Consider the following 18,323-nt stretch of genomic DNA (forward strand, 5'->3'; position numbering starts at 1 on the left):
AACTCCCACCCCTTCATCCGTTAACCAGAATTAGGAAATATTGTAAAAAAAATGATCAACATGGAGAAGCTATTTTGAATTTTATATATAAAACTTTTTTTTAAAAAATGAAATGTAACATACATTTATAAAATCGAATATATATATCCATTCTAATTCTTTTTCATAAATACTTAGATAGATGTTCCCACATTTTCTCCTTGAACACTGATGATGAGAATCCTTTTGAAATTTCGTGAACTTTCTCCTTCATATCTACCTTCATTAAGTCCTTAAGCTTAGTTGAAGCTTCGTCAATTGTAGAGTAACCCAATTCCTTTGGCACAATCTCGTAAGCTCCGCTTTTTACGGGAACTAAAGGCGTTAACCCAGCTGCCATGGCTTCCACTACTGGGATTCCGAAATGTTCCCCTATAGTAGGATGGAAGTAAACTTTTGCCTTACCCATCAATTTTACCAGCTCGTTTTGGGGCAGGTCATAAAGTATCTTAACTTTAGCTCCAGTTTCCCTAGCAAGTTTGAGAAGTCTTTCAAGGTAATCCTTCTCAATGAGAGAGCCTACTATGATGCCGCTTATCCCTGTTCTTGCTGACAGGTTAACTGCATTTTCTAGCATCTTGCCTCTTTCGATTCTGCCTACAGTGATAAACATGTCATCCCTCTCTTTGCACTTGTATGCTAACTCAAATTTCTCCACATCTACAGGAGGATAGATAACCTTAGGTTTGGGAATACCGTAAACCTCGCTTATGGCCTCAGCTGACAAGTTTGAGTTAGCAATTATCTCGATCCTAGATGCTTCCCTCTTTAAGGCGGGAAGGTACAAGTAAAAAGGTAAGAGGTAAAGTTTCCATATTCCTTTATACTTTGATGGTAATGACGAAATTGCTGGAGCTCCTGCGTAAACTAGATGAGGTGCGATTGATGAGAGCGGTATGGGAACTCCTGACAAGTTTAAGAAAACCTTTGGCTTCACCTTGGAAGCTGATATCTTAACTAGAAGCCTTTGATATTTGTCAAACTTAGGCAGAGAGAAAGGAAGAGTATGAACTGATTGGGTTTTTCTTGGCTTAGCAAAAGATATAGGAACGAAAGAAACGCCCTTTTGCTTCAACATGTCAAAACAAGTCAAGTAAACCTTACCTTCACCGCTGTAAACCTCTTTGATCCCTAAACCATGAGCGATGACGCCGACTTCAACGTTTTTTATTGAAGGCACAAGAGATAATTAATGCCCGAGGTTTTAATTCCAGTGGGACCAAGCGATAGGCTTGATTGGGTTAAGAAAACGTTGTCTTCTGCGGTATCTTTGAACTTAAGCAGAGTTATAGTATACGACAACAGCGAGAGAGAAGACTTATCTCAGCTGATAGACCAATTCAACGTAGTTCACGTAAAGGATAAAAGAATGAAACAAGTTAACATGGCGAGACTTAGGAACAAGCTTATCTCTTTAGCTAGGGAAAGAGTCGTTGTTCTTATGGACAGTGATGTTGTGATTAAGTCGGCTTCCAACCTAATAAGAAAGGTAGAAGAGGAGGGATATTCTTTCTCGTGGATGCATTACGCATACTCGGAAGATGAGATGAACAAGCCTACAGAAGTAGGAGAGAACAATCCTAACTTGGGTTGCGCTTCCCTCGACTTGGAAGCTATAAAGAAGATAGGTATGTTCGACGAGAAATACGCTAGGGATGAGGATGTCTGGGTCTATTCTAAGCTGAGAAAGGAGGGAATGAAGGTGGGATCAATTGAAGAGAGATGTCTGCACCTCAATAGATCCCATGAAAGGAAAGACCTTAGAACTTCCATTAAGGAAGCCAGGAGGAATTTATGGAGACCTAAATACGACGTTATGCTCATGATGGATGGGTTAACCCAAGCAACCTTTCTCACTGGATATACATATTATGGTTCATATTACATAGTAGGAGTACTCTCTGTTCTATTTTACCCTGCCTCATTACTTTACTTACCGATAGTTGGAGTCGGCATTAAGTATTACGGAGGATTTAGGAGATGGTTCTATAATCTAATTCCGGGATTAGCTCTAGCTTTAGCTTTTCCCTATGGAATAGCATGGAACTTGGTAAGAAGACACAAACACTAAAGATCCTTTACTTCGTTATATAAGGTTTCAATTCTGTTAAGGAAAGTTTCTTTCATTGAAACGTCATAAGATATCTCTCCTCCTACAATAACTGTCTTCACTGCGTTTCCGGTAACGTTATACACCAAGTTAGACACTATTCTATCCTCCTTCAGCGGTAACATGCTCCGTCTATCTAGAATAACTAGATCTGCTACCTTTCCTTTCTTGACTTCACCTCCGTTTATGCCTATCAATTTGTATCCGTTTACTGTGGAAGCCTCTAAGACGTGGGAAGCCTTAACCCAAAGATCCCAATAAGAGTGTCTCTGTAATAGGACAGCAGTCTTCATTTCTCTGAACATATCCAGGGAGTTATTGCTTGCAGCGCCATCTGTACCTATTGTCACGTTGACGCCTGACTCATGCATTTCCTTGAATGGAAATGATCCAGCTGTAGCAAGCTTCATGTTAGAAGTTGGACAATGGGTGGATGTTTTTCCCTTCATATATGATATCTCTTGGTTTGTAATCCAACCCATGTGAACCGCTTGAATCAGGTTTAGGAAACCGGTTTCATTAAGCAACTCCACTGGGAACTTACCGGTTTTTCTCTTAATAGAGTAAACCTCTTGTCTTGTTTCTGATACATGCATGTGAATCCACGTTTTCTGAGATTTAGCTATTTGGGCCGCCTTATGCAGGGTTTCTAAGGAGGCGGTATAGAGAGAGTGAACGTTAACTATGGGCTTGAAGAAGGTTGAAGGGGAGAGAGATTCTTGCCTTCTCTTTACCGATTCCGAGTCCTCTCTGTTATCCATGAAAGTTTCACCTGCAAATGCCCTTATGCGGTACTTTTCCGCCAAACCCTTTATCCCCGAAGGATTGAAATACATGTCCACGAAAGCCGTAGTTCCAGAGAGCAACATCTCTATAACAGAGATTTCGCTACCGACGTTCATGATGTCGTTATAAATGGATGCCTCTTTCTCCCACATGAAGGACAACCATTGATGTAAGTCCAAATCGTCCTTGTAGCCCCTCAAAATCGACATTGGAGTATGAGTGTGAGCATTTACCAACCCTGACATTAGGACTCCTCCTTTGCAGTCCAACACGTCGCCCGACTGATAATCCCCTACGTCCATCACCATACCGTCTTTAATGTATACGTTAACCCCACTAAGCACGTTCCAAGGGTCAGACAACACGAATGAACAGCCAGTGATAGTAAATTCCCTAAATGACTCTCTCAACTAGGTTCACCTTCTCTATAATGAATGTACATGAGTCTCCCTTACATGACGTTTTGCCTTTAACGTTTATCTTTTTAGTGAATAGCGGTGCATTAACCACGAAAGTCTCAGCTTCTCCTCCTTCGAACGCAGGATTGAAGCTAAACTTTCTGGAGGCTGAGATAATTCTCTCCACTTCAGCTTCTCCAATTTCTTTTCCAACCAAATCGTGAGGAAAACCCATAGAGGCTGAGTGAGTTATTATGAACGAGAAACCTTCCCTGGGGAGCCACCTGAGGTATTCCTCTTGGTTTTTCCTCCAAAGAGGAGAGAAAACCCTCAGGTTCAGCTCCTGAGCTATCATGTTAACGTTCATCCGTTGATAATCCGAAAGCAACGCTCCGGTTAGGACTCCGTCCATCCCTTCATCTACGCAACTTGACATTGCCCTCCTAAGGTCGTTCAGCTCAGACGACTTTTCTCCTGATGTATTGATGAATGTTAAAGGTAGACCCATAGAATCGGCTTGAAATTTAGTAAACTTCACGTTCTGATATTGAAACATCCATGAGTCATCCCTCTCTGGGATAAAAGTGATTAATTTACCTAACTTAAAACCCTTGAATATTGCCCAATGCAGTGCGTAAGTACTGTCCTTTCCTCCAGAGAATAACACACATAGTATCATTAAGACAGTGAAGACAGTTTTAGTTTCTATTAAGTGTTTGTGTATTTCATGATCTCATGAGAATTTCGGAACTTTCTTTAAGTAGAATTTGACTAACCTTGAATTCCTCCTTTCTTCTTTGGCTAACGAGACTGTCCATATCTTCCACGGAAAGCATATATGGATCTAACATTTTGACTTCGTAGTAGCCTACTAAGTAAATTTCGTTGGACATGAGTATTAAGTCGGTTAACTTCCTTGCATTTCCTATCACTTGCTTCAGGTAATCCAAGGAATAGCATGAAAGCAAAGGCTGAAATCTTCCATCGTAGTAGGAAACAACCTTGAAATTCTTGTCACAAAAGTGTTCAACTAACCTACTTGTTAAGAAAGGGTAATCGCACCCAGTCAAAAATACTTTATCGCCCTTCATGTAGTTTAGAGCAGTCTTAATACCCTTTAAAGGACCCTCGTATCTTCCTTCCTCAACTACCTCCCTCTTGTAACCTCTTTGATGTCTGCTCACTATAAGAGGTTCTCCAAACTCGAAGTTGAGCCTATCTAACATTGTAGCTCCATTTATCTTGAACTCGCACTTATCACAGCCGAACCTACTTGACTTTCCCCCAGCTAATATTACGACGTCAAAAGAGATATGCCTCTACCTCATCCCCTTTCTTGTAGTGAGTCATCTTCTTGAAATACCCGTAACCGTTTGCTTTGGCTAAATCAGAATATAACCCCACTCCCCATCTCAATGGCTTGGCGTAACAGCCTTCTATATCCAGTAGAAAAGTTGAGTCCATGTTGTGAACTATTAGAAGGTCTTCGTCTAAGATAACTTTTACCTTTCTCCTCTTAACTCCTATCTTGGAGAGTAGAGTCATTCCGAACTCTAGAAAGGTCAAGTAAGCTGAAACAACTTGTCCAGGCAGAACAATTATTGGCTTTCCCTTCACAGATCCTACAGCTCCCCTCTTTATAACGTTAACGTTAACGCCTTCAAAGAGGAGATCGCCCTCCTCCTTTATTACCTTCTTGACGAAGTCCTTTTCTCCTACTGAAGATCCGCCTATGGATATAACTACGTCAGCCTCCTCTGCTCCCTTAAGAATCATTGACCTGACGTCTTCCTTTTTGTCCTTGGCAACGCCGAGGTACTCTGACTTACCGAATGGATAGAGTAAGTTCATAATCATGGGAGAAATTATATCTCTGTTGCTTTCACCGCTGTAGTAAGATGAAAGCTCGTCACCGTTGGCGAAGATTGCGAAGGTCATGTCCATTACCTCTACCATATTAAGGCCTTGAATTAGAACGGCTCCTAGCTTGTTGGGAGTAAGGATTTCCCCCTTTCCTAGAATGAGGTCTCCCTCCTTGACGTCCTCCCCTATTTCCCTAATATCCTTACCTGCACTAATCTTTCCCTTAAATTGAACATAACCATCTTCCAGCGTGCTGTTCTCAACCCTCACAACGGTATCTGCTCCTATGGGAACAGGAGCTCCAGTTGTAACGTAATAGGCCTCCCCTGGATTTATGGAAGGTGGTTGGGAATCTGGAAAAACCTTCCCTGCCACTTTTAACTTCTTTAAGTTCAAATCCTCAAATCTCACTGCGTAGCCATCCATGGCTGAAAGTCTCCTATCTGGGACGTTCTTCACGGCTATAACATCCCGCGACACTGCTCTACCGACTGCCCTAAACACGTCCATTTCCTTTCCTTTACATCTCAGATTGAATGGATATGCCATTAGAATTCCTCTAGCTTCGTCTAGTGATATTAATGCCATATATTAAGATAATGCTGTTAATCATTTAAAATTTCGTCCTATATTAACCTATGAATTGCGTGTTCCAAGTTAGCGGGCTTAAGGATTCAGGAAAAACTTCCGTGATAGAGAGGGTGATAAGGGAAGCTAAACTTAAGGGAATGACAGTAACGGTGATCAAGAAGTCGCATCACATTGTAGACCCAGAGGGAAAGGACACGTGGAGATTCAGAAATGCAGGGGCAGACCTTGTGCTCTTCACGGGTAGCGACGAGGTAACCTCGCTTTTATTGGAAAAATCCCCTTTTGACCTAGTAGATTATTTACCTTCTCATATAATAATAATTGAAGGATACAACCAAGAAACCGTTGGAGAAAAGTTCGTTGTTGGCTCACCTGATCAGGTAGAGGAAATATCAAAACAGATAATTCAAAAGCTAGATCAATGTCATGATACACATTATCTAAACATCATGGGTAACGAAAAGGACGTAACAACAGATCTAAAGCTCTGGTTAATCTATAATCTCATGCGTAAAATGAACATAGATGAGGTAAGGTTAGGTGATAGGTGAAGAGCAGATCTCACTTTCGGCATCAGCTTTCGTCTCTGACGCTATTTTCTTTATGAAAAGAAACAACATAAGGAGAATAGTGGTAAGGGACGGAGACAAAATATACGGCGTCTTCTCGGTGGATGAGGCGTTACACCACATTTTAGATAACACCACAGATGTCAGATTAGTCGACGCTAAGAAAAAGAAGCCCATAATTGAGGAAAGCCTCGATTTGAAGAGAATAGTAAAAAGAATGGTAGAAGAGAATTCTGACTTCGTTCTGGTAGGAAACAAGATAATTACAGAAAAGAGTGTGGTTTCCATGTTCGATTGGAAAGATGTAAAGGAAAGGGTTTCCGACATATCAAACGAAGGGGTAACCTTACCTCCTTATACCAAACTCTTTACTGCAATTGAAATCATGATAAAGAGGGGGATAAGACATTTGATAATAGCCGATAAAAAACCCATAGGGATTCTATCTTCAAGGGACATAGTTTTCTCTTATGGACAAGTCAGCTTATCCACTGAAATATCTAACTTTATACAGCCATCCTTAGTATCAGTTCCATGCTACCTTGAAGTTAGGGAAGCTGTTAACTTAATGTTATCTAGAAATGTCGGTACTATAATAACTACTAACTCTTCAGTTAAATTGTTTACCTTAAGAGATTTGATAAAAGTTATTTCAAAGTATCTATAGAGGTATTAATGTGAAAAACATTTTCTCTTGTCCCATAGATGGGAGTAGAGTCGATCCAGATACTTTGATGTGTGAGAAAGAACATAGATTCTATAAGGTTAACGGATATTACGACTTCGTGCTTAAAGATGTGAAAGTAGATGACGTTCTAGAGAAGGTAGCCCCGCTTTATGAGAACTTGTGGGCTCCCGTAGGGATGTTCTTGACTTCCCACAGGACTTACGGTTCCATAATGAGGGAGATATCGGATTTCGTATCGGGAGAAGTCGTAGTGGACGTGGGAACTGGACCAGGCAGACTCTTTGATTTCGTTAAGTGTTCGACTTGCGTAGGCGTTGATCTATCCACTAGGTTCCTTTTAATGTTAGTAAATAAAAGAAAAAATGTAATAGCAGTGAAGGGAAATGCGTTGGGATTACCAATTGCTAACGAGGTAGCAGATGGAGTTTCTTCATCTTTCGTGCTTCATATGTTGCCCAATCCTTCGGTCGCCATAAAGGAACTTTCCAGGATAACCAAAAGAGGAGGGCATGTGGCAGTAACTGTGTTGGCTAACAAGAACGTAATCTCAAGCTTTTTATCAAAATGGTGGAAGTTAGAGATAAAATCTAAGGACTTGTATCTTTCCTACTTCAAGGAAAACGGTATCCAAGTTAATGAAACAAAAGACATGGGACCTTGGGTCATGATAAAGGGAACGAAGCTTTGAATGGTCCGTTAAAAGTATATCAGTAAAGAGATAGAGTATAGTGACGTGATCTGGAACCGCAATTAAAGGAATTCTTTGTTGACATGAAGAATACAATGCACTAGTCGTTATTTTTTGTATCTACTTACTCTCCCAAAAGAGTTTAGGCTTAGAGCTCTCATAAATAAGGTTTGATTTAAAACGCTTACCATGATTATCTCATCCAAACAGTTACAGCCGACGCCAGGAAAGCTAGTCCGTCTAATATATCCAAAAGCCTGAAAGTAGTGGAGGAAAACGTAACAAACGAAAGTGCCATAATGTATATACCAGCGACAGCCAAGATCATTACTATTATCATTATAGAATAATAATACATTACTCCGTCTCCAGCTATAATCCTGAAGACTCTCTCGCTTCCAGTCAATCCGAAAACAATTCTTTCTCCTCCTAACACTAGACCAAGGATGTAGAAATACACTGGATCGAACCCGAAGAAGAAAAACGAAAAGTCGGTCAATCCGGAAGGTCCTAATCTTATAGTAAGCAAGGCCGATAGCGCTACCAGGACTGCTCCAGAAATTAGACTGAGGCCCCTCTTCTTCAATCTGTTAATGATATGGGCCATTGCTCTACACCTACTATAGAGTCTCCTAAATTCACATCTAAAATTTCCCCTGCTAAAAGACCTCCCAACGCACCTAAAACTAGGCCAGGAATTCCAGCCAACTTTAAGCCCAATAGACCACCTAGGGTGGAACCGAAAGCCTTTCCCATAATTTGATCGTTAACCTTATAGATCGTGGCGAAATCCCTTCCTCCGCCCCGTCCTCTTCTCTTGGCTAGAATAGCGAAGTCAAGAATAGCATCTTTTACCTCGTTTAAATCGTTGCTCCTAATTAAAGCAACATAGTTCTCAACACCTTTGTCCTTCCTGTAATATAAGGGAACGAAACCTGAGCTCTTTAGTTCCTGTAGAAGATTACCAGCAGATTCACTGACCTTAAAAGAAACCTTGTACATGCTTATACTTTCGATTTGAAAACTATAAATATATTTCTCAAATACTTTCTAAAAACCTTAGCTTTAAGAAAGAGTGCTCTAATTATTATTAATGAGCCATGAGCTCTTCTTATACCACTCAGAGGTTCTATGCAATAGGAAAAGTAGACTCTTTAGATATACCCGAAGAGATTACACTAACGGGGGATCATAAGCATATATCAGCTGCTGTGGACGAGGCAATTGAAAAGCTCAGAGATTACTTGTCAAAGGAAGGAATGAAGGGTAAGTTCATAGCGAGAATAGAAGTTTACGTAAAAGACGACGAATGTTCAAATCTCGTAGAGAGCATAAAAACTAGAATTTCAATTTAGTAATCATGGAGGAGTTATCTGAGCCTTTAGAAAATTACGTAAAGGAGATCTACGAGCTTGAGGAAATTAAAGGAAAGGCTAAAGTAACTGACCTAATAGAAGCCTTTCACGTATCACCAGGTACTATCAGCAAGGCAATAAATAGATTGGAAAAGATGGGGTTGATCCAGAGAAAGGACGGACTTAAATTGACTTCTGAAGGAAGGAAGATTGCAGAAAGGCTGATTAGATCCCATAGACTTAGTGAAAGACTTCTTACTGACATGATAGGCTTGGATTGGATAAGATCTCACGAAATAGCACATAGATTAGAACATATCTGGCCTGACGACGTTCTAGACGTAATAGACATGAAGCTGGATAGGCCTGCGACTTGTCCCCATGGTCACCCTATTCCTGGAAGGAAAGTAGAACTAGGGAAATCGATGACAAATGCAAGTTTAGGCAAGCATAGAATCATCATGATAATAAGGGAAGAAGAGTGGATCTTAAGGGAAGCTGAGAAGCTTGGTCTTTTGCCAGGAGTTGAAGTAGTTTTGCTTGAAGTAAACGAGACCGGAGTTAAAATTAGATTGCCCGACTCAGAAAAAGAAATCACGTTGCAGCCATCCTTAGCTAAGGAGGTGATGGTAAGTGACTGATTTGGACGAGTTGTCTACTAAGGTTTTGATGCACATTTACAAATATGGGCCAGACACTCCTTGGTACATGGCTAGAAGGTTAATGGGAGAAAGCGGTTGGGCGCCTAAATACGATGCGGACCAGGTAGAGAATGTATGCAAAAAGCTTAAGGACGAGGGATACCTCACGCCCTTTAAGGGTGCTCTAAAGAAGTCAGTGACTTCATCTGTTAAGCCGTGGCTTAAGGTTAAAGCTAAGGAGCTTGGTCATAAGCCAAAGGGCGTTTACTACGATCTAACTAAGGAAGGTAGAAGAATAGCTTCTCAGCTATATAAGGATTATAAGGAAAAGGAAGAGAAAAACAACAAAAGGAATCAACATTGAACGTAGAAGAAGTAGTAAAAGTTGTGCTGGAATCCTCGGACCCAGGGAAAGCTACCGAGGAAGGACTAAAGAAAATACCTTCGAAATACTTGGAGAAACCCATGGTGGTTTCGGTAGGAAAGGCATCAATTAGAATGTATCAAGCCTTTGTACGTAGAGTTGAGCCTTGGAAATCAATAGTTGTAACCTCAAAAGGAACAATTAATTCTAAAGAAGTCGGCGCTGACGTAATAATTGAGGCAGGGCATCCTTATCCCAACGAGGGAAGCTATAAGGCAGGGAAAACCATACTGGAGGAAGTAAGAAAAGGTGGTTACTCGTCTTTCATCTTTCTTCTATCTGGAGGTTCTTCTTCCATGATGGAATGGTCAGATAGATTATCCTTGGAGGAAATGATAGACCTAAATAGGAAATTAGTTAAGTCCGGTCTCTCAATAGACGAAGTGAATACTGTTAGAAAGCATGTATCTTCAATAAAAGGAGGAAGGCTGGGAATTGAAGCTAAGGCTCCAGTTTTTACGTTGGTCTTAAGTGACGTTGTAGGAGGGGACGTAAGTTCCGTGGGAAGCGGACCTACAGTGCCTGATCCTACCACATCTATGGATGCACTGGACATTATGAGAAGCATTAACATTGAGGAAAAATTCCTTAATGCAGTCTCAGAGACCCCAAAGGAGTTGCCAAACTCGAAGGCATGGATAGTTTTAGATATTAAGGGAGTCTTAAGGCAAGTTAAGGAAAGAATAGGTGGTACGATACTATCTTCATGCGTTAGGGGAGAAGCTAGAGATTTCGGATACTTACTCTCGTCCATCTTTAATGCTTCAAGGGAGAGAAGAGAACCTTTCAAACCACCGTTCACTCTAATAGCAGGAGGAGAACCTGAAGTGAAAGTAGAAGGTGAATCAGGTAAGGGCGGAAGAAACGGCGAAGTCTGCCTATCCTTTGCTAAATACGCTAGGGGAGAATATCAGCTCTTTGCTATAGCTACCGATGGAATTGATGGCAACTCGGAATACACTGGATGTTACGTTAATTCATCAATGAGTTTTGACACAAGGGAAATATCATATTCTCTCAGAAGACACTCGTCCTACGAATTGCTGGAAAGAGATGGAAAAAAAGAAAGTAGCGTAATCAAAACTGGGCCTACAGGTACAAACATAAATAACGTTTACATCCTGTACGCTCCTTGAGTCCTTATCTTCTTTTGTAACATTACTAGACCTTTAGCTATAGCTTCAGGCCTTATAGGACAGCCTGGGACATAAATGTCGACTGGTATTCCTATATCCGATGGAAGTACAGTATTATATGAGTTCCAGAATATACCTCCCTCAAGACTACATGCACCGATAGCCATAACGAACTTTGGTTCTGGCATTTGATCGTAAACTACCTTAGCTGCCCTAGCCATCTTCCTCGTCATTGTACCTTCTATGACTAGGATGTTAGATTGTCTAGCTGACGAGAAAGGCAGCATTCCAAACCTTTCAGCGTCAAACCTTGCAGCTGCAAACGAGCCGAACTCAGTTCCACAACAAGATGTGGTAAGGTGAGGTGGCCACAAAGAGAAAGATATGCCCCAATCTCTAAGGTTACGAATTGGCTTCCTATTAACTAGCCACTTAGCAGCTTTCCTCGCCGACTCGTTAAGATCGCCTGTTAATAATATTTCTTCTGCCATATCAATTAACAAATAAGCTTAGCACCTATATATGCTTTGGTTTAAACTATTTTGACTAGTTAATACATGTTATATCCTCACCTTTCAGCGATCACCTCATAAATCATCTATCATTGTTCAGCTATGAGCATTTCATGCCATAAAAGGCACTCGGAAGTTCGTCATCACTAGAAACCATTTTATTTACTTCCCCTTAAATGCATTTATGACCGAGATCATCAAAGTTGACCCAGTAAATCCTGAAATCGATAAAATAAAGAAAGCCGCTGAGCTTGTGAAGAGAGGAGAGATAGTAGCGTTTCCGACCGAGACCGTTTACGGTTTAGGAGGTGATGCGTTCAATGCTGAGGCTTCAAAGAAGGTCTTCGTAGCTAAGAACAGACCAATGGATAATCCTTTGATAGTTCACATAGCTGATCATGAACAGCTATTTGAGGTCGCAGAAGAAATACCAGAAAAACTTATGGAAATTTCTCAAACCGTCTGGCCAGGACCATTAACTTTCATTCTAAAGAAGACTGACAGGGTACCTAAGGAGACCACAGGAGGGCTTGATACCGTAGCAGTAAGAATGCCTGCACACCCTGTGGCTTTATCTCTGATAAGGGAAAGCGGCGTTCCTATCGCGGCTCCCAGCGCTAACATGGCCACAAAACCTAGTCCTACAACTGCTGAACATGTTGCTGAAGACATGATGGGAAGAATACCCATGATTATTGACGGTGGAGAGACGTTCTTTGGTGTAGAATCAACTATTCTAAATATGACAGTATCTCCTCCTGCTCTGCTTAGGCCTGGTCCTTTTACATTGGAGGAGTTAAACAAAATCTTCGGCGAGATTTACGTTCCTCCACAACTGAAGGGAATAGGGGAATTCAACATAGCATTGGCACCAGGAATGAAGTATAAACATTACGCTCCGTCAAAGAAGATGATAATGATTGACGATAACTCAATTTTCCCACAAGTTGTTTCAATGATCTCTTCCAGGATGAAAGTAGCTGTCCTATGCTCAAGAGAAATGGAAAGTAAGATACCTCAAGGAATTGCGAGGATAATATTGGGCTCCGAGGAAAACTTGTTTGAGATAGCTAGGAACTTGTTCGGTTCGTTTAGAAAGCTAGACACGATGGACGTAGATATAGGTTTAATTCAATCTTTCCCAGAGAAAGGAATCGGATTAGCGATAATGAACAGGGCAAGGAAAGCTTGCGGGTTCAATTCAATTCATAACTTAAAGGAGGCAGAGTCTCTTGGTATGTAAGATCTTACTCAGAAAGGTAACCTCCACTCAGGACTTCGCCGAGGCAGTAGCTAGCATGATCGAAGGAGAATTCGTAGTGATTGCTGAGGAGCAAACTAGAGCTAGAGGGAGGATGAGAAGGAAGTGGTTTTCGCCAAGAGGAGGGTTATGGGTAACTTATGTGAAGAGATCCTTTCCAGTGGAGGAAGTTCCGTTTTCTACCTTAAAAGTAGCTCTAGCTATAGTGGAGATTTTAGATGAGCTGAACCCTAGAATAAGGTGGCCTAACGACATAGTAGTAAATGATAAGAAAATATCAGGAATTCTAATTGAGGCTAACGTCAGCGGAAACAATAATAAGGCAGATCTATTCATAGGTTTCGGAATAGATACAGAGGTTAAGGATTTCCCTCCGGACATTAAAGCTACATCTTATTATCTAGAAACTGGGAAATTATTTCAAAAAAGTATAGAAGAGATAATAGAAACTATAAACTCATGGCTATCTAAGGATAACGAGCAAGTTATTTCTAGAGTGAACGAGGTACTTTCGTTAAAGGATAGGGAAGTGCTCTTGGAGACTAAAGACGGAGAAAAGAAATGCAAAGCTCTATTCGTAGACTATCTAGGTAGACTAGTAACAGAGTGTGGAATATTTGAAGTACAAGATATAGAGAGAGTTGACGTTTTATAAGGTAACTATAGATAATTAGTAATTTTTAAATCTTAAATTATATAAAATAATGTTCTTATAGTGATCATTTTTTCCTTTGATTTCAATAAATTCTTCCTTTAAGGAAGGGAAAAATAAGGCTAGCTTCTACTCTTAGCATCACTTTTTCTTCGCTTAGTTTGTTACGTACGTGGTTTAGGAAAACTTACAATATATATGACGAAAATTATAAATTATATAAGAAATTCGTTATTAACATGCATTATTAACATGTATATATAAAGAATAGTAAAAATACTTACTTATTACTTACATAATGCCATCTATGTTATTTTCTAAGTTGTGTAGTTTAAAGTTACACGTCTATTTAACCACTAAAACTGGAATTTTAGACTCCTGAACTATCCTACTTGATACGCTTCCTAGGACTATCCTTTTCAATGTAGATAGACCTCTACTTCCAGTGACTATTAAGTCTGCTCCATTTTTGCCAGCATATTCAAGAATTGATGATGCTGGATCGCCTTCTAGAGTTTCCCCACCAACGTTTGAAATGCCAGCTTGAATTGCTTTGTTCTTAGCCATTTCCACTTCCCTTTTAGCCTTGCCATATATCTGGTCCACAACCTCAGCTGGAACTGGCGCTAGACCCATTCCAGTAAGCATTGCTGTATCTATAACTTCTACGATGTCTAATTTTGAACCATACTTCTTAGCTAAGTCTATCCCTATATCTAAGGCCTTGTTGGCATGTTCCGATCCGTCGTACGCAACTATTATCGACTTAAACATTTAGCTTACCCAATATAACTTTGAAAGAAAGAACTTTAAAAATAATTGGTCTAAGTCCGCCTTTTACAATTCGTTTAAACCCAGTAAAATTCCACGGCTAACGTAGACCGAAGACTATTATTTTACCTTTATTATTATTTTCCTTATAATATATTCCATATGGAAAATAATTACTATGTCTTGCACCCCAGATTAACCATTTTTCAGATAATTACAGAGAGGTTCTTAACTCTTAGATCAGCTGAAATTAAAGGTCCGGACTTCTCCTTCTTATTGGATTGCAGTACTATGTTCCTAAGCATAGTTTTAAGGTCTCCAGTTATAACTAATTCCCTTAACCCTGTCGCAGTTTTCCCATCATTGAACCATGCAACTGACGCCACAATGCCAAACTCTCCCGTTTCTAGGTTTACCGTATTGGTACCTTGAACTGAATCTACAACTATGGAGTCTGAATAAACGTCGTTCCCCTTCTCCTTATAATCGAGTATCAAATTTGAGCTGGAAATAGAGGGGAGGGAATGTACACTTCTCGATGCCGATGCTGTATGAGGCAAAGATGCCTTCCTTGACCAATAATAGTTAGTTAAAAAGGACTTCACCTCGGCGCTTATTAGCTTAGTCTCAATTGTAGGCATACCCTCTGCGTCAAAAGACCTAGAAAAGATCCCTTGCTCATAATGGGGTGAATCTGTTATTTCCAGTTTTGGATTTATCTCTTCATCTAAGCTGAACGAGCTTCTCTTCCTAAAGTAATTTTCTCCTGAGAAAGAGAAGTTCAACATTTCAGTGAAAAGATTAGCTTGGGCATATACCGTGAAAACCACGTCCTTGCCCTTAATCTCAGCGACCTTTCTCTCTTTTATTATTTTGATCTTACTCTCTAGCTTCTGCTTTAAGTCCTCAACGTTTATGTCAAACCTTCTGGATTCTGCAGATTCATATACCTCTGGAGAAACCCCGTTAGATGTTTCGTAATTACATGAAATGCCAAAGTAAACTAAACTCCTCTTTTCGTTGACATCTACTCCCTCAGTGTTTACAACTTTCACGTCGATTATCTCGGTTGACATGTTAACGTAAGTAAGGTTAACTGTTTCCTTGAGCTCCTCCGCTTTCTCCATGTATTCTTTTACCTTTTCGTATGGATCTTCCACTTCCTTGAAATATAGTCCGTTTAGATAGCTCACTTTTTTACCATATGGAAGAGAATAATCTGGATCTGAGGAGGAAGCTTTCATAGATTCTAAAGCCCTTTCGAGGAGTCTATCGTCTAATACGGTCGAGTAAGCGAAACCTACCTTGCCGTCCTTAACGACTCTCAGGGAGAAGCCCACATCTGATAAGTTGAACCCAGTCTTCTGCCCTTTTTCTATGTGAACTGAATAACCCTTTGATTTAAACCTAAAAACTTCAGCTGATATTCCTAATGATTTAGCCTTATCCAAAATGATATATTCGTCAAGCACTCCCTCCCACCTTCATTTTATCTACTAGTATGTAAGGTCCTCCAGTGCCAACTGGTACGTTTTGAGTTCCTTTGCCACAGAAACCAGTTATCATCTCAAAGTTTTTAGATATCATTTTCACCCTAGACAAGGTTTCAATTGTGAATCCTGATATTCCAGTGTTCCTTAAAGGCTCCTTGATTTCGCCTCGTTCTATCCTATAACCCTCTTGTATACCGAACTGGAAGGTTCCATCTGGAGAGGTTTCCCCGCCAACTACAGACGTAAAGAGAAATCCCTCTTTAACTTGTTGGAGCATTTCCTCCAACGTTAAGTCACCAGGCTCAATGAATGTGTTCCTCATCCTGACTAAAATTGGGTTCCTATAATCCTCGGCTCTTGCATTTCCGGTGGGTCTCTGCCCAAGGTATGCGGAATAGTAACGATCGGTGAGCATTTCCTTAACTACTCCTTTCTGTATTATATATGCATCCCTTCCTTCTACGCCGTCATCATCGTATGGAACAAAGCCTACACTACCTTCTTTGGGCAAGGGAGAATCCACCACGCTAACGTTATCAGGGGCTATTTTCTTTCCCCTAAGCTTGGACAATATTCCAGATATTCCTACGTCAGCCTCTGCTAAATGACCTACAGCTTCATGTGCGAAGACGCCAGTAACCTCTGGTGCTAAAATTACTGAATACTCACCTCCCTTAGGAACTATGCCCTTTAATTGACTCTCAATCCTTCTCTTCAATGTGGAGATCAGCTCATGATAATCCTGTTCTAAGACGAAATCTGACAGAGAAAACTTACTTACAAAGGCAGAGGCTCTCTTGTCGCCCTCTTGAATTCCAGCCATAAAAATTATGCCTGAAGTAAGGTATTCTACTTCCAGATCTCTGTCCTCCGTGCTTATATATTGATCATGAATTCTCGTCTCACTATAAATTACGGAAACGTTCTTCGCTTTAACTTCAGACAATATCTCGTTCTTTATGGATCTAATTGTCTTTAACTTCTCCTCGACCGACATTTCAACGTACTTCTTTGGCTTCAAAACAACTTTATCCTTCTTGCTTGGCAAATACACTATGTTGACCTTCTCGTCTCCATACGAGGAGGAAATTGCTTTGCTTACGTCGTCTGTTAACAGCTCTGGAGAAGAGTAGTAACCCCAATTCTTCTTATAAAGAACCCTGAGGCTATACCCTTCATCTATACCGTTTGATCTAACCTCATCTCGATCCTCGGTGGACAGAAACTCTATAACCTCGGTCCTCTTCTTTCTAACGTCAGCGAAAGTAGCTCCTAATTCCTCTGCCTTCTTTAATAGCTTCCACATGCTCTGTAAAAGTCGAATCTAGGATTTTAAAGGCAAGTAAATCGTATGTTCTCTATGATAAGGTATGAAAACTTATAGATACACATAAATTTTCTAATTTTATGTTGATATAACGTGTCAGAGAAGATTAGCGTATCTTTGCCTAGAGACTTACTTAAGGAACTTGAGAACTTCATGGAGAAGAACAAGGCAGGAGATAGGTCAAAGATAGTACAACTTGCTTTAAGAAACTTCCTAGATGAGAACAAAGAATCCGACGCCTTCACCTACAGCGTCATTAGCGTAATATACGATTTCATAACAGCTGAGAGCGAGTTCACCAAAGTTCAACATGAATACGCAGAGCTAATAATGTCAAACATGCATGTTCACGTTTCAGCCAGAGAATGTATGGAGGCAATATTCGTCAAGGGAAGGAAGTCAGAAGTAATGAAATTAATAGGGAGCATTAATCAAATTAAAGGTATAAAAAAGGTGAAACCTACTTTTTCTTACGTCGAGGAATGAAAGAAGAACTCAAGATAATTATTTGATCCGCCTTCAAGGAAAAGGGAGTTTTCATATCACATTCAGTTGCAACACTAAAGAACTCTAAGGAGATGATTGATCCAATTATTGAACTGAACGGAAAGGCCAAAGGAGACGTGGAAACTCTGAGAAATAATCCGATTGTAGGGGCTTATAGAGATTTCTATATGGAAATATAGGTACTGATCCGACTAAGACTTGACCTAGCGGCGAAGCCCTTAGACGGAGATATTTATGGAACTTCTTCCTAGAATAGATGATTTAGTAGACATAGGAAACGTAGTGAGTACGTCATTGCTTGTGCCAATAGGTATTTACGATATGCATTACATGGACTTCTTCCTTGACACTAACGTTATCAAGGGACGATCTGTTCTCCAGAATTGGGAAAAAGGAACAAGAAAAGCTATCTGACGGAGTTCCAATCGTGAAGGAAAACTCAGGGAAGGTCCTTCACGTCTTCCCGCATAGACTCTAGAATTACAGAGAAGGGGGTTAAGGGGGCGGAAAGC

The 18,323-nt window shown here is 40.4% G+C and carries 23 protein-coding genes; 12 read left to right on the forward strand and 11 right to left on the reverse strand.

Annotated features, from left to right (window positions below; translation table 11 throughout):
• Positions 1-163 precede the first annotated feature (163 nt).
• On the reverse strand, positions 164-1,219 hold the full coding sequence (locus tag RQ359_RS02565; RefSeq protein WP_338116940.1) for a glycosyltransferase family 4 protein: 1,056 nt from the start codon (positions 1,217-1,219) through the stop codon (positions 164-166).
• Positions 1,220-1,231: 12 nt separating this feature from the next.
• On the opposite strand from RQ359_RS02565, the gene RQ359_RS02570 reads away from it, so the two are divergent.
• Positions 1,232-2,110, forward strand: coding sequence for a glycosyltransferase family 2 protein (locus tag RQ359_RS02570; protein WP_054838193.1), 879 nt, complete (start codon positions 1,232-1,234; stop codon positions 2,108-2,110).
• On the opposite strand, the gene RQ359_RS02575 is transcribed toward RQ359_RS02570, so the two are convergent.
• Genes RQ359_RS02575 through RQ359_RS02590 form a run of 4 tightly spaced genes read right to left on the reverse strand, consistent with a single transcriptional unit; the run spans position 2,107 to position 5,784 of the window.
• On the reverse strand, positions 2,107-3,345 hold the full coding sequence (locus RQ359_RS02575; protein WP_054838194.1) for an amidohydrolase: 1,239 nt from the start codon (positions 3,343-3,345) through the stop codon (positions 2,107-2,109). The genes RQ359_RS02570 and RQ359_RS02575 overlap by 4 nt on opposite strands.
• Entirely contained in the window at positions 3,329-4,012 is a 684-nt protein-coding gene (locus RQ359_RS02580) for a diphthine--ammonia ligase (RefSeq protein ID WP_156016148.1), read from the reverse strand. Before RQ359_RS02580 ends, RQ359_RS02575 begins: the two co-directional genes overlap by 17 nt.
• A gap of 46 nt (positions 4,013-4,058) precedes the next feature.
• A complete protein-coding gene (locus RQ359_RS02585) occupies positions 4,059-4,646 on the reverse strand; it encodes a molybdenum cofactor guanylyltransferase (protein ID WP_083476934.1) in 588 nt (195 codons plus the stop codon).
• The gene (locus tag RQ359_RS02590) at positions 4,636-5,784 is read right to left on the reverse strand and encodes a molybdopterin molybdotransferase MoeA (protein WP_054838196.1); all 1,149 of its coding nucleotides are present in this window, start codon (positions 5,782-5,784) and stop codon (positions 4,636-4,638) included. Before RQ359_RS02590 ends, RQ359_RS02585 begins: the two co-directional genes overlap by 11 nt.
• 50 nt (positions 5,785-5,834) lie before the next feature.
• Here RQ359_RS02590 and mobB point away from each other — a divergent pair, with 50 nt between their 5' ends.
• Genes mobB through RQ359_RS02605 form a run of 3 tightly spaced genes read left to right on the forward strand, consistent with a single transcriptional unit; the run spans position 5,835 to position 7,732 of the window.
• Positions 5,835-6,338 (forward strand): molybdopterin-guanine dinucleotide biosynthesis protein B, encoded by a 504-nt coding sequence (mobB, locus tag RQ359_RS02595; protein ID WP_083476935.1) that lies wholly within the window; start codon positions 5,835-5,837, stop codon positions 6,336-6,338.
• Positions 6,328-7,023, forward strand: a complete 696-nt coding sequence (locus RQ359_RS02600) for a CBS domain-containing protein (protein ID WP_156016147.1) — start codon at positions 6,328-6,330, stop codon at positions 7,021-7,023. The genes mobB and RQ359_RS02600 overlap by 11 nt, the downstream gene beginning before the upstream one ends.
• Positions 7,024-7,033: 10 nt before the next feature.
• Positions 7,034-7,732, forward strand: coding sequence for a class I SAM-dependent methyltransferase (locus tag RQ359_RS02605; RefSeq protein WP_338116939.1), 699 nt, complete (start codon positions 7,034-7,036; stop codon positions 7,730-7,732).
• 193 nt (positions 7,733-7,925) lie between these two features.
• Here the strand turns inward: RQ359_RS02605 and RQ359_RS02610 are convergent, their stop codons facing one another.
• Both RQ359_RS02610 and RQ359_RS02615 read right to left on the reverse strand, forming a co-directional pair.
• On the reverse strand, positions 7,926-8,339 hold the full coding sequence (locus tag RQ359_RS02610; protein ID WP_156016146.1) for a hypothetical protein: 414 nt from the start codon (positions 8,337-8,339) through the stop codon (positions 7,926-7,928).
• Positions 8,315-8,734: a hypothetical protein gene (locus RQ359_RS02615; protein ID WP_054838201.1), complete on the reverse strand. Its 420-nt coding sequence runs from the start codon at positions 8,732-8,734 to the stop codon at positions 8,315-8,317. Before RQ359_RS02615 ends, RQ359_RS02610 begins: the two co-directional genes overlap by 25 nt.
• 98 nt (positions 8,735-8,832) lie before the next feature.
• On the opposite strand from RQ359_RS02615, the gene RQ359_RS02620 reads away from it, so the two are divergent.
• The 4 genes from RQ359_RS02620 to RQ359_RS02635 are packed head-to-tail and all read left to right on the forward strand — an operon-like array spanning position 8,833 to position 11,288.
• Positions 8,833-9,087 (forward strand): hypothetical protein, encoded by a 255-nt coding sequence (locus tag RQ359_RS02620; RefSeq protein WP_156016145.1) that lies wholly within the window; start codon positions 8,833-8,835, stop codon positions 9,085-9,087.
• Between the two features lie 5 nt (positions 9,088-9,092).
• A complete protein-coding gene (locus RQ359_RS02625) occupies positions 9,093-9,728 on the forward strand; it encodes a metal-dependent transcriptional regulator (RefSeq protein ID WP_054838202.1) in 636 nt (211 codons plus the stop codon).
• 1 nt (position 9,729) lies between these two features.
• Positions 9,730-10,092, forward strand: coding sequence for a hypothetical protein (locus tag RQ359_RS02630; RefSeq protein WP_156017833.1), 363 nt, complete (start codon positions 9,730-9,732; stop codon positions 10,090-10,092).
• Entirely contained in the window at positions 10,089-11,288 is a 1,200-nt protein-coding gene (locus RQ359_RS02635) for a glycerate 2-kinase (protein ID WP_156016144.1), read from the forward strand. The genes RQ359_RS02630 and RQ359_RS02635 overlap by 4 nt, the downstream gene beginning before the upstream one ends.
• On the opposite strand, the gene RQ359_RS02640 is transcribed toward RQ359_RS02635, so the two are convergent.
• The gene (locus RQ359_RS02640; RefSeq protein ID WP_054838205.1) at positions 11,267-11,779 is read right to left on the reverse strand and encodes an NADH-quinone oxidoreductase subunit B; all 513 of its coding nucleotides are present in this window, start codon (positions 11,777-11,779) and stop codon (positions 11,267-11,269) included. The two genes, RQ359_RS02635 and RQ359_RS02640, sit on opposite strands and share 22 nt — an antisense overlap.
• Before the next feature lie 205 nt (positions 11,780-11,984).
• Here RQ359_RS02640 and RQ359_RS02645 point away from each other — a divergent pair, with 205 nt between their 5' ends.
• Positions 11,985-13,043: an L-threonylcarbamoyladenylate synthase gene (locus RQ359_RS02645; RefSeq protein ID WP_054838206.1), complete on the forward strand. Its 1,059-nt coding sequence runs from the start codon at positions 11,985-11,987 to the stop codon at positions 13,041-13,043.
• On the forward strand, positions 13,033-13,716 hold the full coding sequence (locus tag RQ359_RS02650) for a biotin--[acetyl-CoA-carboxylase] ligase (protein WP_156016143.1): 684 nt from the start codon (positions 13,033-13,035) through the stop codon (positions 13,714-13,716). The genes RQ359_RS02645 and RQ359_RS02650 overlap by 11 nt, the downstream gene beginning before the upstream one ends.
• Positions 13,717-14,058: 342 nt before the next feature.
• On the opposite strand, the gene RQ359_RS02655 is transcribed toward RQ359_RS02650, so the two are convergent.
• From RQ359_RS02655 to tldD, 3 genes are all read right to left on the reverse strand, one after another.
• A complete protein-coding gene (locus RQ359_RS02655) occupies positions 14,059-14,487 on the reverse strand; it encodes a universal stress protein (protein WP_156016142.1) in 429 nt (142 codons plus the stop codon).
• Positions 14,488-14,690: 203 nt separating this feature from the next.
• Positions 14,691-15,956, reverse strand: a complete 1,266-nt coding sequence (locus RQ359_RS02660; RefSeq protein ID WP_054838207.1) for a TldD/PmbA family protein — start codon at positions 15,954-15,956, stop codon at positions 14,691-14,693.
• Positions 15,949-17,283: a zinc metalloprotease TldD gene (tldD, locus tag RQ359_RS02665; protein WP_054838208.1), complete on the reverse strand. Its 1,335-nt coding sequence runs from the start codon at positions 17,281-17,283 to the stop codon at positions 15,949-15,951. The genes RQ359_RS02660 and tldD overlap by 8 nt, the downstream gene beginning before the upstream one ends.
• A gap of 114 nt (positions 17,284-17,397) precedes the next feature.
• Here tldD and RQ359_RS02670 point away from each other — a divergent pair, with 114 nt between their 5' ends.
• Entirely contained in the window at positions 17,398-17,790 is a 393-nt protein-coding gene (locus tag RQ359_RS02670) for a CopG family ribbon-helix-helix protein (RefSeq protein WP_054838209.1), read from the forward strand.
• A 255-nt stretch (positions 17,791-18,045) separates the two neighbouring features.
• Positions 18,046-18,225, forward strand: coding sequence for a hypothetical protein (locus RQ359_RS02675; RefSeq protein WP_156016141.1), 180 nt, complete (start codon positions 18,046-18,048; stop codon positions 18,223-18,225).
• The last annotated feature ends 98 nt before the right edge of the window (positions 18,226-18,323 follow it).

This window comes from Sulfuracidifex metallicus DSM 6482 = JCM 9184 (genome assembly GCA_032834875.1).
Taxonomy (GTDB): Archaea; Thermoproteota; Thermoprotei_A; order Sulfolobales; family Sulfolobaceae; genus Sulfuracidifex; species Sulfuracidifex metallicus.

What these genes read in the sequence shown, in the direction of transcription:
- RQ359_RS02570 (WP_054838193.1), top strand. Translation starts at nt 1,232, where the DNA reads ATGCCCGAGGTTTTAATTCCAGTGGGACCAAGCGATAGGCTTGATTGG.
- RQ359_RS02580 (WP_156016148.1), bottom strand. Translation starts at nt 4,012, where the DNA reads ATGATACTATGTGTGTTATTCTCTGGAGGAAAGGACAGTACTTACGCA.
- RQ359_RS02590 (WP_054838196.1), bottom strand. Translation starts at nt 5,784, where the DNA reads ATGGCATTAATATCACTAGACGAAGCTAGAGGAATTCTAATGGCATAT.
- mobB (WP_083476935.1), top strand. Translation starts at nt 5,835, where the DNA reads ATGAATTGCGTGTTCCAAGTTAGCGGGCTTAAGGATTCAGGAAAAACT.
- RQ359_RS02610 (WP_156016146.1), bottom strand. Translation starts at nt 8,339, where the DNA reads ATGGCCCATATCATTAACAGATTGAAGAAGAGGGGCCTCAGTCTAATT.
- RQ359_RS02615 (WP_054838201.1), bottom strand. Translation starts at nt 8,734, where the DNA reads ATGTACAAGGTTTCTTTTAAGGTCAGTGAATCTGCTGGTAATCTTCTA.
- RQ359_RS02620 (WP_156016145.1), top strand. Translation starts at nt 8,833, where the DNA reads ATGAGCTCTTCTTATACCACTCAGAGGTTCTATGCAATAGGAAAAGTA.
- RQ359_RS02625 (WP_054838202.1), top strand. Translation starts at nt 9,093, where the DNA reads ATGGAGGAGTTATCTGAGCCTTTAGAAAATTACGTAAAGGAGATCTAC.
- RQ359_RS02640 (WP_054838205.1), bottom strand. Translation starts at nt 11,779, where the DNA reads ATGGCAGAAGAAATATTATTAACAGGCGATCTTAACGAGTCGGCGAGG.
- RQ359_RS02645 (WP_054838206.1), top strand. Translation starts at nt 11,985, where the DNA reads ATGACCGAGATCATCAAAGTTGACCCAGTAAATCCTGAAATCGATAAA.
- RQ359_RS02655 (WP_156016142.1), bottom strand. Translation starts at nt 14,487, where the DNA reads ATGTTTAAGTCGATAATAGTTGCGTACGACGGATCGGAACATGCCAAC.
- tldD (WP_054838208.1), bottom strand. Translation starts at nt 17,283, where the DNA reads ATGTGGAAGCTATTAAAGAAGGCAGAGGAATTAGGAGCTACTTTCGCT.
- RQ359_RS02675 (WP_156016141.1), top strand. Translation starts at nt 18,046, where the DNA reads ATGGAACTTCTTCCTAGAATAGATGATTTAGTAGACATAGGAAACGTA.